This window comes from Pseudonocardia sp. T1-2H, assembly GCF_038039215.1.
Classification (GTDB): domain Bacteria; phylum Actinomycetota; class Actinomycetes; order Mycobacteriales; family Pseudonocardiaceae; genus Pseudonocardia.
Genome location: NZ_JBBPCL010000003.1, coordinates 83,693 through 96,719, shown reverse-complemented (window position 1 = coordinate 96,719; position 13,027 = coordinate 83,693). Strand labels below are relative to the sequence as shown.

Sequence of the window (13,027 nt, the reverse complement as noted above, 5' to 3'; positions counted from 1 at the left end):
CCGCGGAACTAGCAGCCCGCACGAGCCGTCCGGGAGCCTGGGCGCTCCGGAGGTCGCGGCCGTGGAGGCTGTCATGCTGCTCATGACAGAAACGTTTCAACCCGAAGAGGTTGCGAGGGGCCACCTGCAGATATTGACAGTGATTGGGATCACGATGGTAGAAACGTATCTTGCAGTACGGTCTCGATCAAGGCCTCGACGCACGTTCTTCATCAGGGCACTGTCAGCTAGCACATCGTGCGACCTTCGGCCGGGGCCCAGGTTTGGGCTGTCCAAGCGGCAGGGCTGCGTTTTGAAACGGTTCACCCGAGGACGGAGGCCTCCCACGGTCATGGTTCCGCCGCCGAGTGCACTCGCACCTCTGCACGTCGAACTCCTCGCCACCCGCCCCGCAGCGGAGTGGGCCACGGCCTGCATGGCGGTCGGGGCGCCGGCCGGAGTACTCGACGATGTCGCGGCGCCTTCCAGTCGGCCACCGATCTCGGCCTGGAGCCCGTGGGCACGCTCCCCCGCCCCGACGGGACCCGGATTTCGACACCGCGCGCCCAACGAGTTGGGCCCGAGAGAGAGGTTCTGCAGATGAGGTCCTTGTGCGTGTTCTGCGGCTCCAGCCGGGGTCGCCAACCCGTCTATCTGCACGCCGTCGGTGAACTGGCGGGGATTCTCGCCTCCGACGGGATTCGGCTCGTCTACGGCGGTAACTCGACGGGGACGATGGGGGCGTTGGCCGACGGCGTCCTGGAAGCCGGCGGTCAGGTCGTCGGCGTCATCCCCAAATACGACTTCGACCAGGGGTGGGCGCACGAGGGCCTGACCGAGCTGCATGTCGTCGACTCGATGCACGAGCGCAAGGCGCGCATGGCCGAGCTCTCCGACGGCTTCATCGCCCTGCCCGGCGGGCTCGGAACCCTCGAGGAGTTCGCCGAGGCGATCGCCTGGTTGCAGCTGGGGCTGCACCACAAGCCGACCGGGCTGTTGAACACCGCCGGGTACTACGAGGCGCTGCTCCGGTTCTTCGACCACGCCGTGGCGGAGCGCTTCCTCCGAGAGGAGGACCGAGCGTTGATCCTGGCCGAGACCGAGGTGCGCCCGCTGCTGGACCTCATGCGGGCCTGGACACCCCGACAGGATCAGGGCTGGGTGCCTGCGGACGGCCCCGCTGCGTGACCATGACCGACGCTCTCCCCGATCCGTGTGCGCCGCGACTCCCCCTTCCGAGGCGGCGTTGCGGCGCGTGCGGGACGGGTGCCTCACCGCTCACCGGGGGCCGGCCGGGCCTACGGCGCGACGTCGACATCCTCGACGACCCACGTCGTGCCGCCGATCCCGGGCTGGGCGCGCACACCCGTGCTGTCCTCGCGCCTGCGCCGGAGATCGAACCTGCGCCGGTCCTTCACCACGGCGGGCGACCCGGGCGGTCGCGGCCGGGCGACAACCCGCGCCGTAACTGACGTGAGGGATGACGCGGCCATCAGAGGCCGTACCAGCCTTGTCGAGGAGCAACTGTCATAATGTGCCTTATCGGCATATCGCGATACGTCGTCGATACGTCGTCGACCCGACTTGATACGAGGCGCCCTCCTCGAGCCCCTGCCGCGCGGTGTCGCGGCGCCGGCTGGGCTTGGGTGGGCCGTAGGGGCTGCTCGACCCGCGTGGTCGCCCGACACTAGACCTTTGGAGTTTTACGGGGTAAATTTTCGAGCTCTAGGCGCGCGGTGACGAGCCGTGGCGGCGATCGATCACGAGCGGGAGCAGGCCACATGTCGCGAACGGTGCATTTGACTTTGCAGCCCGGTTTCACGGGCGACATCCGGTTCACAGATGACGGGATGATCGTCCGCCCCCTTCCGGCCGCGGCGGCTGCAGTCACCCCGGCCGTCGAGCCAAGTTCTACAGATCCTGCAGCTCTGCGTGTCGGTCGCATCCTTGATCGCTTCGCGCGTCATGCACCCGAGGTCAAAGACGTTCACGACCAGCTGATCAGCCTTGGATGGACCGCGGTAGCGCCCGAGCCGACGAAGGCGACCGAGAACGAGGAGTACCTGCGGCTGCTGTACGTCGGGCGCAAGGACCGAGTGACGCTGTACCTGAACACTCGGAACATCACGTGCGCCAATGTCGGCGTCAAAGAGTTCGCCGCCACTCTGGAGAGTGCTGATCAGCGTCCCAACGGGAACGTGTGTTTCTACTTCGATGGCACACACAACGGCTCGGTGAGGACGGCCATCGCGGCAGCGGCCGCCCTGATCAGCTTCGCCGACCAGGACGACTAGAACCTTCCATCATCAACCCGACCAGGGCGAGCTACCAGCAGGACCGCCCCGAACGACGCGAGCGACCAGCAGACGGCGTGTCCGCCGGTACGCGCCGCGAATCCCCAAAGGTCAATCAGCGGACCCCGCAGGTCGGTTAACTGCTCAAGCGCTGAACTGTCTTCGTCGAGAACAGCTGCTCCCGGCCCTGCTCGATTCGCAGGTGCACTCGTTCGCCCTTCGCGGGGGCTGCTTGGGTCGACTCACGCGACCATCTGCCCGGTGTTGAGCACGCGGTCGGAGTTGAGGCACCTCGAGCGTGCCGTACTCCCCGCGAGCGCGGGGACGACCTGGATCAGACGGTGGTGTCGCCGGCCGACTCGGGACCACCCCCGCGAGCGCGGGGACGAAAGTGAGTCGGATGACCACTGAGGTCAAGGTGCCGGTCAGGTACACGGTCGACAGGCCCGACACCCCGAGACGCTGGATCGCGCTGCTCTGCAGCCCGAGCGCCCCGGCATTGATCGCGAGCAGGGGTAGTAGCCAGTCGCGGTCGGGACGTGAGCCCAGCCCTGGGCGGGCCAGAGTCGTCCTCGCGCAGCGTGCCCGCCACCCTCGCGCCGCCAGCCCCTCGAGGACCTGCTGTGCGGCGCGTGGCGACGGCTCTCTGTCCGTCCGATGTTGTTCGACCGCCTCGCATGCGGTTCGCTGCCTGGATGATGTACGGCACCGTCAAGTTCTTCAAGACAGAGCGCGGATGGGGCGCCATCTCCAGCCCCGACCTGCCGGCGAACCACAACGCCTTCATCCACTTCAGCGTGATCGAAGCCGAGGGGTTCCGATCCTTCGAGGAAGGCGATCGGGTGGAGTTCGACTACGTGCCTGCCCAGCAGGACAGCTTCCGATATGTCGCCACCCGAGCACGGAAGATCTAGATCGCCAGCCCGGACCGGTCGGCATGCAGGCGATGCCACGCCGCCCGGCGGATGTCCTGCCGTCCCCGGGCACCCTGTGCTGACAGGTCCGCCGCCCGTCCGGTCGCTCACGCTGCGGGGCCGACGCGCCACGGCGGCGTGGCGCTGACCATTGGCCGAACGCTCGCGGCACCAGGACGAGAACGTCCCGGGCCCGGCGAGCGGCGGAGGGTCTCGTGGACGCGCTCGACCTCGCTCGATGGCAGTTCGGGATCACCCACCTGCTCGCGGGGACGATCGCCGACAACGTCCGGCTGGCCGATCCGGCGGCGGCCGCCGGTGAGGTGCGGCGAGCCCTGCGCGCCGCGGGCGCCGACTTCATCGACGGGCTCGAGCAGGGCGTGGAGACGGTCCTCGGCGAGCAGGGCGCCGGGCTCTCGGCAGGCCAGCGGCAGCGGATCGCCCTGGCCCGGACCCTCCTGGCCACCGCGCCGCTTCTCGTCCTGGACGAACCGACGAGCGGGCTGGACGCCACGAGCGAGCGCGCGGTGGTCGAGGCCCTCGGCGCGGAGATCGCCACCCGCACAGTCGTCCTGCTCGCGCGCCGGACCGCCACGCCGGAGGAGCTGGACGCGGCTCTCGCCACCGCTCGGCTGCTGACCTGGGTCCGCGAGCTCCCGGACGGGCTCGCGACGTGCGTCGGCGAGCACGGGTCGCGCATCTCCGGCGGGCAGCGGCAGCGGATCGCGTTGTCCCGCGCCCTGCTCGCGGACCCCCCGGTCCTGCTGCTCGACGAGCCCGCCGAGCACCTCGACACCGCGACGGCGGACACCCTCACCGCCGACCTCCTGGCTGCGACGGCGGGACGCACGACGCTGCTCGTGACCCACCGGCTGGCGATGCTCGGCGCGGTCGACGAGGTCGTCGTCCTGGACGGCGGGCGGGTGGTCCAGCGCGGAACGCACGGGGACATGCTGACCGTCCCCGGGCCCTACCGGCGCATGTGGGACCTCGAACGCTGGGCGGACCGCGGACCCGGGAGTGCGCATCGTGCCGACTGAGCAGGTTCTGCGCGAGATCGGGACTGTGGCGGCGTGGGCCGCCGGCGCGCTGGTCGTCGGCCGGGTGTCCAGCCTCGTCATCCACTGGGCGACACGTCGGTACCACTACTACGTGCTGGGCCTGCTGCACAGGCGCTGCCACAAGGCCTGGATGCTGTTGCTGCTGGTCTACGCGCTCTACACCGCCGTGCCCGCGGAGGGCCCCATCAGCAGCGCCCTGCACCAGGTACTCCTGCTCGCGCTCATCGGTGCCGCGGCCTGGATGGTGATCGGGGTCCTCTACGTCATCGAGGACATGGCGTTCCGCCGGCTCCCCATGGACGTCCAGAACAACCGGCGGGTCCGGAAGGTCCGCACCCAGATCGGCGTGCTCCGCCGTCTGACCGCGGCGATCGTCGCCGTGCTGGCTCTCGGCACTATGCTCATGACGTTCGACTCGCTGCGTGCGCTCGGCGCGTCCCTCCTCGCGTCGGCGGGAGTCGCCGGGGCCATTGCCGGCCTTGCCGCGCAGACCACCCTGCGCAACGTGCTCGCCGGGCTCCAGCTGGCGCTGAGCGACCAGCTCCGTTTCGACGACGTGGTGGTCGTCGAAGACGAGTGGGGCCGGATCGAGGAGCTCGCCCTGACCCACGTCGTCGTGCGGTTGTGGGACGAGCGGCGCCTCATGCTGCCGACGGCCTATTTCATCACCACACCGTTCCAGAACTGGACGCGCAACGAGGCACGCGTCCTCGGGTCGGTAGAGCTGCACCTGGCCTACACGGCCCCCGTCGAGGAGTTGCGCGCCGAGACCCGCCGGATCGTCGAGCTGTCGCCCCTGTGGGACCGGCGGGACTGGGTCCTGCAGGTCGTGGACTCGACCCCGTGGACCATGGTCGTGCGCGTCCTGGCCTCGTCCGCGGACGCGCCCAGCAACTGGGACCTGCGCTGCGAGATCCGCGAGCAGCTGATCGCCTTCCTGCGCACCGAGCACCCCGATGCGCTCCCCGGCGTCCCGGGCGACGAGACGCGCCCCGGTTCGGTTCCCGTCGACTTCTCGGTCGTCACCCCGCAGGAGCGGCTCCGGCGCGGGCCGCGCAGCGTCCCACCGGGCGAGTGACCCGAGGCCGATGTCCCCGCGCCTGCGACGCCGGGGCGGGGCTCAACGATCGGAGGAGATGGTCTCCGACGTGCCGGCCGGCCCGCGCGAGCCGTAGGCGTCACCGGAGATCCGCTGCACCCGTCCCTCCGCCACCGCCTGCCGCAGAGCGCGCTGGAAGCGGAGCGGGCCCCAGCGACGGCCGTCGACATAGCCTGCAAGGGCTCCGCGCCGCATCGGACCGTGCCGGTCCACCGCACGGCCGATCACCTCGAGCTCCCGGTCCAGGGCCTCGTCCGAGGCGGCCGACCACCGGCTCGTGGTTCCCGCCGAGCCGATCTGGCCGGGTGAGTAGAACGCCGACCCCGGGCCGGGGCGGACACGTCTCGCCCCGTGCCGCTCGTGTTCGGCGCGCTCGGCCGCACGTCGCACGATCCGCAGGTTGCGCTCGCGTGTGGCCTGATGCTCCTGATCGGTCGTCCGCGCGGGCTCTCGCGCGGCCAGGATGGCGCCCTGCTCGTGCGGGTCGGCCTCCGCCTCCTCGGCGGTGAGCGGCGTGGCGATGTTCTCCAGCGACTGCCCTTCGGCCCGCACCCCGAGGAACAGCTCGGCGATACCGCCGATCGCCATCGCCGCGGCACCGACGAAGAAGCCGAGCGCGACAAGGTTCACGTTGCCGCTGTGGATGAAGTTCCCGAAGAGCAGCGGTCCGGTGATGCCACCCACCGCCGTCCCGACCGCGTAGAACAACGCGATCGCGAGCCCGCGGACCTCCATCGGGAAGATCTCGCTCACGGTGAGGTACGCGGCTTCGCCCCCGCGGAGGCGAGGAAGAACGCCGCCAGGAGCAGCACCATGAACGTGCCCGTCGTGAGGCTGCCGTTGCGCAGCAGGACGCCGAGCACGACGACCAGTACGGCCGAGCCCAGGTAGGTGCCCGAGATCATCGGGATCCGCCCGACGTTGTCGAACAGCCGGCCCAGCAGCAGCGGGCCGAAGAAGTTGCTCGCCGCGAACAGGACCATGTAGAGGGGGACCGAGGACGAGCTGACGCCGAAGAAGCCGCTCAGCAACGTCCCGAGGTCGAACACCACGGCGTTGTAGAGGAACGCCTGCCCGATGAACAGCGCGAGACCCAGGAGCACGCGGTTGGGGTAGCGCCGGAACGCGAGCGCGACCAGGTCCCGGTACCGCATATTGCCGCGCATCCGGATGGTGATCGCGTAGGCGGGCGGGGTAGTCCCGCCCCTGTCTCCGCGCGCACCTCGTCCTCGACCTGCTCGACGATGCGTTCGGCATCCCGCACCCGGCCGTGCAACAACAGCCACCGTGGACTCTCCGGTACGTGCCGGCGCACCAGCAGGATCCCGATGCCGAGCACGGCGCCGAGCCCGAAGGCGAACCGCCAGCCGATGTCCGACGCGAACAGGGACTGGTCGAGCAGCAGCAGCGCGGCCAGTGCACCCAGCCCGGAACCGACCCAGTAGCTGCCGTTGATCGCGAGATCGACCTGCCCGCGGACGCGCGAGGGGATGAGCTCGTCGATGGCGGAGTTGATGGCGGAGTACTCCCCGCCGATGCCGACGCCGGTGAAGAACCGGCACAGGAAGAAGTACCACGGGGCGAACGCGAACGCCGTCAGGACCGTCGCGACGAGGTAGACGACCAGCGTGATCATGAAGAGCTTCTTGCGCCCGATGCGGTCGGTGAGCTGGCCGAAGAACAACGCACCGATGCAGGCCCCGGCGACATAGACGGCCGCGGCGGTCCCGATGTCCGCGGAGTTCAGCGTGATCCCGCTGCCCGGCTCGGTCAGCCGGGAGGCCACGGCACCGACGATCGTGACCTCGAGACCGTCGAGGACCCACACGGTCCCGAGGCCGATGACGATCCGCCGGTGGAAGCGCGACCAGGGCAATCTGTCGAGCCGGGCGGGGATGTCGGTGCGGAGGACTTCGGGTGCGCTGGCGGTGTTCATGGTCGGGCTTCCGTGCGTGGGCCGGCCCGGAGGAGCCGCGCGAGACACGGCGAGCGGGCCGACACTCGGTCGGCGGTTGACCACCCGAATTCTGAGACACAGGGGGACCTGTGACCTGGACCCGTCGACACCACTCCCTGCGGGCCTGCAGGGCCTGACAGGACAGCGTCTCCGGCGCCCGGCGCCCGGCGGAGCTCAGCGCTCCGCTTCCGGCGGGACCCACGTGGTGAGGTCGCGCCAGGTCGTGCGAGGTCGCCCGCGGAGCGGGGCCGGTCCGCCGTGCGCGGGTCGGGTCCTCACCGGGCGCCGCCGAGGGCGCCGAGCGCGGCCCGGGTGGTGGCGGCCACGGCCTCCTCGCCGCGCCCGTCGTCCGGGTCCGTGGGCACGGTGAACACGGTCAGGACGATCGGCGCCCCCTGTGGTGGGGTCAGCACGCCGACGTCGTTCTTCTCCCCGGCGAACCCGCTACCGGTCTTGTCCCCGACCTGCCAGCCCGCCGGGACCCCGGCCCGGATCTGGGCGTCGCCGGTGGTGTTCGCACGCAGCCAGGCCACGAGCTGGTCGCGCCGGGCGGCAGGGAGGGCGTCGCCGGTGGTGAGGGTCCGCAGGGTCGCGGCCAGCGCGGCCGGGGTGGTGGTGTCCTGGTCCCCGGCCGGTTCGTTGAGCGCCGGTTCCGGCCGGTCGGCGCGCGTGACGGCGTCGCCCAAGCCGGCCAGGTAGGCCGTCAGCGCGGCCGGGCCGCCGGTCTCCCGGAGGAGCAGGTTGTGCGCGGTGTTGTCCGAGACGGTCACGGCGGCGGCGCAGAGCTCCGCGACGGTCATCCCGGTGCCGAGGTGCGTCGAGGTGATCGGCGCGTACTCCAGCAGGTCGGCCCCCGTGTAGGTCACCCGGCGGTCGAGCAGGCCGGGATCGGTGGTGGACAGGTGGAGCACGAAGGCGGCCATGAGCGACTTGGCCGTCGAGCACATGAGGAACCGCTCGGTGTCGCGATGGCCGGCGGTCGCTCCGGTGACCGTGTCGAGTGCGTGCACGCCGATGCGCCGGGCGTAGCGCTGCTCGATCTCCTCCATGGGAGGGATCGGGATCTGCCGGGGTGCCGGGGTGGGCGCGGCCGGTGCCGCGCAGCCCACGAGGGCGGCACCGACCGACACGGCTCCGGTGAGCAGCAGGGAGCGGCGGGAGATCATCATGCGGCGAACATCATCAGATCCGGGGTGATAGCTCAAATATGATGATGCTCCGCGTGTAAAACCTATTTGATATGGATCGAGGTGATGGCGGGCGATGGACCTGCTGCGGCACCTGACGTTCTTCGTCACCGTCGCCGAGGAGCGGCACTTCGGCAACGCCGCCCGCCGGCTGGAGATGGCGCAGCCGCCGCTGTCGCAGGGCGTCCGGCGGTTGGAGGACCGGCTCGGCGTGCGGTTGTTCGACCGCGGCCCCGGCGGCGTCGCGCTGACCTCCGCGGGCCGGGACCTGCTTCCCCGCGCCCGGGCCCTGCTGGAGGACGCCGAGGCGCTCGGCCGGGCCGCCCGGCGGCAGGCGGAGGCCGCGCAGGTGCTGCGGGTCGGCGTCGTCGCGGATCTCGGGCCTCGCGTCGCCGCACGGCTGGCCGCCCGCGCGGGACGGGTCGCGGGCCGGCGCGCCGCGCTCACCGGCGGCTCCACGGTCGCCCTGATCGACGCCGTGTCGACGGGGACGCTGGACGTCGCCGTCGTCGCCCATCCGGCGGTGCTGGAGTCGGCCCGGGCCGGGCCCGTCGTCGCGCTGCCCACGGAGGTGCTGCTGCCTGCGGAGCACCCGGCGGCCGGCGACGGCGGGCCGGTGGCGTTGCGCGCGCTGCGGGACCTGGATCTGGCGACGGCGCCGCGCAGCCATGCCCCGGCTGCGCACGACCTGCTGCTGGACACCCTGGAGACCCGCGGCCGCCCGGTGCGCGCGGCCGAGGCGGACGGCCCGGCCGCGGTCCTGGCGCTGGTCGCGACCGGCGCCGGGTTCGCTCTCACCCCCGATCCCGATCTGGGAACGGACGGCGTGGCACGCCGGGCCGCGGCCGGCGCCCCGGTCCCGTTCCGGGTCCGGATCGTGCACCGCGACGACACCCCGGCCGCCGTCGTCGACGAGCTCGCCACCGTGCTCCGGGAGGCGACGTGACCGCGGAGCAGGAGGTCCGGGCCGCCTTCCGGGACGCCGGCGTGCGCGGCTGGCTGCATGCCCGCCCGGTCAGCGGCGACGGCCCGCGCTGGGCCGGGCGGGAGGTCGCCGTCGGCGCGGACGTGCCCGTGGTGATGGCGTCGGTCTACAAGGTCCTGGTGCTGGTCGCGTACTGCAGGGCCGTCGACGCGGGCGGCTCGACCCCCGCGAACAGGTCACCGTCGCTCCCGGCCGCCGCACCCCCGGCCCGACCGGGATCTCCGCGCTCGCCGACCCGGTCACGATGTCCTGGCGCGACCTCGCCACCTCGATGATCACGGTGTCGGACAACGGCGCCGCGGACGTCGTGCACGCGCGGCTCGGCCGGGATCGGGTGGCCGCGCTGCCGGCCGAGCTCGACCTGCCCGGGACGCGGGTCCGCGGCGGCACCGCGGACGTGTTCGCCGGGCTGCTCGCCGACACCGGCGCCGACGACGTCGCGGCCGCCTTCGCGGTGCTCGCCGACAACGACGCCCCGGTCGCCGTCCGCGAGCTCGACCCGGCCTACGGCTCGTCGACCACCGCCGCCGACAGCACCCGGCTGCTCACGCTGCTGTGGCGCGGCGAGCTCGCCTCCGCCGCCGGGACCGCGTTCGCCCGGCGGGTGCTCGGCGCGCAGGTCTGGACGCATCGGCTACGCGCCGGATTCCCGGGCACGGCCTCCGTCGCGGGCAAGACCGGGACCGTCGGCGCGGTCCGCAACGAGATCGGTGTGGTGACCTACCCGGGCGAGCACCCGGTCGCCGTCGCGGTCTTCACGCACGCTGCGCGCAGCGACACCGCCGTCCCGCGGGCCGACGCCGCCATCGCCGCCGCGGCCCGGGCCGCGGTGAACCACCTGCGGGTGCCCGCTCTGTGACCAGCCGGGACCGGGTGGGGTCTCGCTGTTGGATCCGCGTGGGTGAGGCGGGCCCGGCGACCGCCCGCGCGCACCCTCACCTGCGCCTGGGCCGTCGTCGAACCGGACCACTGACCGGAGGACCTGGCGGGCCGGCGACAGTCACCAGGTCGACATCGCGGCCCTGCACCGGGAACATCCAGGCATCGGCCGGGCGTCGTTCGTGGGCCGGCGACACCTTCGGAGGAGGTACGCGCTGATGGAGCTCTTCCCGCCGATCCCCTACGAGGGCTGGTCGGACACGATCCCGACGCTGCACCGCTTCGTCCAGGTGATCGGCAAGGTCCGGCTCGCCGCGAGCTCGCGGCGCAACCACTGGTGGAACGTCCCGTTCCACCTGACCGGTCGCGGCATCACGACGCGACCGATGGGCCTGGATCCGACGTTCGCCGTCGACTTCGACTTCGTGGGTCACCGATTGCTCGTGAACACCCTCGACGGCCGGTCGGTGTCGTTCCCGCTGGCCGATCACTCGCGATAGCTCGCCGATATGTCAGTGGTGCGCCCATCGAGTCGATTCAGGCTGGTGGGATCCGCGCCGGCCAGGTTGTCAGCACTGATCCGCAGCTTCTCGGCGAGTTCGATGGCGGACGCGGCAACCTAGCTTGGGTCGTAGCGACTAACCCGAAGGCGGCTCGGGAGGTCGCCTCACGGGGTGATGAGCCCGGGCGACCCGCCCCGTTCGGGTAGGGCCTGCGCGTCGCTGAGCGAATCACTGCAGGTCAGCCGCTACCGTCCCCGCCGTCCACATTGTTCAGTCCGACCTTGGGAGCACAGGATGGCGGGCAAGTTCGAGGTCTACCAGGACCGGGGCGGCAAGTACCGGTTCCGGCTGAAGGCCAGCAACGGGCAGGTCGTGGCCAGCGGCGAGGCCTACGAGACCAAGGCTGCGGCCAGGAAGGGCTGCGAGGCGGTGCAGAACGCCGCCGCCGGCGCGTCGATCGCCGAAACCGACTCCTGAGCTCGGCAACAAGCGGGGCGCCGCGCGCGATGGGCAGCCACGGCCTGACCGCGGCGACGGCCTCCTGGATCTCGGTAGATCCGCGGATGTCCCTCGTCGTCGTGACGGCGACCATCACCCCATGCGCCGACGGATCCGTTACCCGGGACTGACGCTGCACGCGCTGGTCGTGGGCGTGCCGCTCGTCCTCTTCGCCGTCCTGGTGCTCACCGACCGCGGCGGTGGGGCGAACATCGGCGCCGGCCTGGTGCTGATCGTCGTCCTGGCGCTGGGGTTCCCGTGGAGCCTGCCGGTGTTCCTCGACCCCGACGCCGTCGGCGAGCTCCCCGGGGTGCTCCGCTACGCGGCGTACGTCGGTCCGGCGCTGCTCTGGATCGGGGTGCACGTCCTGGTCCGCCGGCGGCACGTCCCCCGCTGATGACCGGGCAGCGTCCGGGCTGGTGGAAGCCGGCCGACCACATCGACGAGCTGGCCTGGGTTGTGCGGGTTAGAGACGTCAGCGCAGTGCCGCGTCCGGCCCTATCCCCGTCTCGGTGGTGATCCGCATCAGCTCGTCGGACAACTTCGTCCGCAGGGCGTCGTGGCGGCTGTCGAGCTGGTGGCGCGGGTCCTTGCGGTCCGGGTAGGTCCACACCGGGGAGCTGCGGTGCGCGGCCGGTTCCCAGTTGTAGCGCGGATGCACGTGCGCGTGCAGGTGCGGCCAGGAGTTGCCGAGCACCTCGTAGTTGACCCGCCGGAACTGGGGATCGAGCGCGCTGCATACGTTCTGCACCGCTTCGCCCAGCAGCGACATGTCGAGCAGGAAGTCGGCCCGCTCGGCGCGCGGCAGGTCGGTGAGATGATTCGCCTCGCCCCGGTAGAGCAGCAGGCAGTACCCGGGGAGGTGCTGGGTGTCGCCGATGACCGCCCAGCCGGTCTTGAGTCGGGCCAGCACGGTGGGATTCTCGCCGCGTTCCGCGGCCGCGAGGCGGCCTTCCACACCACTCATCACCGTGAGTGTAGGGGCCAAGTCGGACTCGCCCAGATTGCCGACCAGGTGCTGCCCCCGGTCATCGAGCGCTGGCAGCGGGTCGGCATCGTCGAACCGGTGATCGACGGGGCGTGCGCGTGCGCGCCGGCGTGCACAGGGCACCGCTGCGCGAGCAGACCACGGCGTGATCGCCGGGGCTGCCCGCCACCAGCCCGGCCCGAGAGGTCGAGCACGGCCACCGCGGGATCGATCCTCGGCTCGTTGACAGGGTTTCCTGGTTAGAACCCGCCGCGGTGTAGCTGCTCGGTGGTGAGTCGGGTCGGCACAGTGTCGTAGTTGACCGGTTCGAGGGGGCGCCAGCCGGTCGCGCGTGGCGCGCCCGGGTGGTCCGGGTCGTGGTCTTCGAGGTCCCAGAGCACGACGGAGGCCATCAGATGTCCGCAGGTCGTGCACGTCCCGAAGGTCAGCGACACGTCCCGGGCCACGTCGTCGCCGTCCCGGCTCGTCCAGCGCGTCTCGAGGTGCTCGACGTCGTTCGGCATCGGGTCGGTCTCGGGGTGCCGGCAAGCAGTCATGTGGGCAGCCTCCCACCGAGGCCCGACGGTTTCGGGTCCACGTCCCCGCTCCTGGGTGTACCGGGCAGGCCAGCTTGTGGCGTCCCGGCTGGAGAGGGAATCGACCTCTTCATCAGCCGAGACCTGACACGCCATCCGCGACCCCGC

General features: G+C 71.5%; 17 protein-coding genes. 10 read left to right on the top strand and 7 right to left on the bottom strand.

All coding sequences use genetic code 11. The features are described 5' to 3' along the window. Nucleotides 1–579 precede the first annotated feature (579 nt). The gene (locus WBK50_RS34080; RefSeq protein WP_341339869.1) at nt 580–1,167 is read left to right on the top strand and encodes an LOG family protein; all 588 of its coding nucleotides are present in this window, start codon (nt 580–582) and stop codon (nt 1,165–1,167) included. A 110-nt stretch (nt 1,168–1,277) separates the two neighbouring features. On the opposite strand, the gene WBK50_RS34075 is transcribed toward WBK50_RS34080, so the two are convergent. Further along, nucleotides 1,278–1,400 (bottom strand): hypothetical protein, encoded by a 123-nt coding sequence (locus WBK50_RS34075; RefSeq protein WP_341339868.1) that lies wholly within the window; start codon nt 1,398–1,400, stop codon nt 1,278–1,280. Nucleotides 1,401–1,760: 360 nt separating this feature from the next. On the opposite strand from WBK50_RS34075, the gene WBK50_RS34070 reads away from it, so the two are divergent. From WBK50_RS34070 to WBK50_RS34055, 4 genes are all read left to right on the top strand, one after another. Further along, a complete protein-coding gene (locus WBK50_RS34070) occupies nt 1,761–2,273 on the top strand; it encodes a hypothetical protein (protein WP_341339867.1) in 513 nt (170 codons plus the stop codon). 695 nt (nt 2,274–2,968) lie between these two features. Next, the gene (locus tag WBK50_RS34065) at nt 2,969–3,187 is read left to right on the top strand and encodes a cold-shock protein (protein WP_341339866.1); all 219 of its coding nucleotides are present in this window, start codon (nt 2,969–2,971) and stop codon (nt 3,185–3,187) included. Between the two features lie 215 nt (nt 3,188–3,402). Beyond that, entirely contained in the window at nt 3,403–4,227 is an 825-nt protein-coding gene (locus WBK50_RS34060; protein ID WP_341339865.1) for an ATP-binding cassette domain-containing protein, read from the top strand. After that, entirely contained in the window at nt 4,217–5,326 is a 1,110-nt protein-coding gene (locus tag WBK50_RS34055) for a mechanosensitive ion channel family protein (RefSeq protein WP_341339864.1), read from the top strand. Before WBK50_RS34060 ends, WBK50_RS34055 begins: the two co-directional genes overlap by 11 nt. 42 nt (nt 5,327–5,368) lie before the next feature. On the opposite strand, the gene WBK50_RS34050 is transcribed toward WBK50_RS34055, so the two are convergent. The 4 genes from WBK50_RS34050 to bla all read right to left on the bottom strand — a co-directional run bounded on the left by WBK50_RS34050 (nt 5,369) and on the right by bla (nt 8,473). Beyond that, a complete protein-coding gene (locus tag WBK50_RS34050; protein WP_341339863.1) occupies nt 5,369–6,100 on the bottom strand; it encodes a hypothetical protein in 732 nt (243 codons plus the stop codon). Then, entirely contained in the window at nt 6,097–6,450 is a 354-nt protein-coding gene (locus tag WBK50_RS34045) for a hypothetical protein (protein WP_341339862.1), read from the bottom strand. Before WBK50_RS34045 ends, WBK50_RS34050 begins: the two co-directional genes overlap by 4 nt. After that, nucleotides 6,372–7,283: an MFS transporter gene (locus WBK50_RS34040; protein ID WP_341339861.1), complete on the bottom strand. Its 912-nt coding sequence runs from the start codon at nt 7,281–7,283 to the stop codon at nt 6,372–6,374. Before WBK50_RS34040 ends, WBK50_RS34045 begins: the two co-directional genes overlap by 79 nt. 296 nt (nt 7,284–7,579) lie before the next feature. Continuing rightward, nucleotides 7,580–8,473: a class A beta-lactamase gene (gene bla, locus WBK50_RS34035; protein WP_341339860.1), complete on the bottom strand. Its 894-nt coding sequence runs from the start codon at nt 8,471–8,473 to the stop codon at nt 7,580–7,582. A 94-nt stretch (nt 8,474–8,567) separates the two neighbouring features. Between bla and WBK50_RS34030 the strand changes: the two genes are divergently transcribed. From WBK50_RS34030 to WBK50_RS34010, 5 genes are all read left to right on the top strand, one after another. Then, entirely contained in the window at nt 8,568–9,437 is an 870-nt protein-coding gene (locus tag WBK50_RS34030) for a LysR family transcriptional regulator (RefSeq protein WP_341339859.1), read from the top strand. Between the two features lie 49 nt (nt 9,438–9,486). Beyond that, nucleotides 9,487–10,335, top strand: a complete 849-nt coding sequence (locus tag WBK50_RS34025; protein ID WP_341340010.1) for a serine hydrolase — start codon at nt 9,487–9,489, stop codon at nt 10,333–10,335. A 238-nt stretch (nt 10,336–10,573) separates the two neighbouring features. Beyond that, complete coding sequence (locus tag WBK50_RS34020; protein ID WP_341339858.1) at nt 10,574–10,855, top strand: DUF5996 family protein; 282 nt, start codon at nt 10,574–10,576, stop codon at nt 10,853–10,855. Between the two features lie 297 nt (nt 10,856–11,152). Beyond that, the gene (locus WBK50_RS34015) at nt 11,153–11,335 is read left to right on the top strand and encodes a YegP family protein (RefSeq protein ID WP_341339857.1); all 183 of its coding nucleotides are present in this window, start codon (nt 11,153–11,155) and stop codon (nt 11,333–11,335) included. A 121-nt stretch (nt 11,336–11,456) separates the two neighbouring features. Next, nucleotides 11,457–11,753 (top strand): hypothetical protein, encoded by a 297-nt coding sequence (locus WBK50_RS34010; RefSeq protein ID WP_341339856.1) that lies wholly within the window; start codon nt 11,457–11,459, stop codon nt 11,751–11,753. Between the two features lie 78 nt (nt 11,754–11,831). Here the strand turns inward: WBK50_RS34010 and WBK50_RS34005 are convergent, their stop codons facing one another. Both WBK50_RS34005 and WBK50_RS34000 read right to left on the bottom strand, forming a co-directional pair. Next, entirely contained in the window at nt 11,832–12,323 is a 492-nt protein-coding gene (locus tag WBK50_RS34005) for an HIT family protein (RefSeq protein WP_341339855.1), read from the bottom strand. A 260-nt stretch (nt 12,324–12,583) separates the two neighbouring features. Next, entirely contained in the window at nt 12,584–12,880 is a 297-nt protein-coding gene (locus WBK50_RS34000) for a hypothetical protein (protein WP_341339854.1), read from the bottom strand. Nucleotides 12,881–13,027 lie beyond the last annotated feature (147 nt).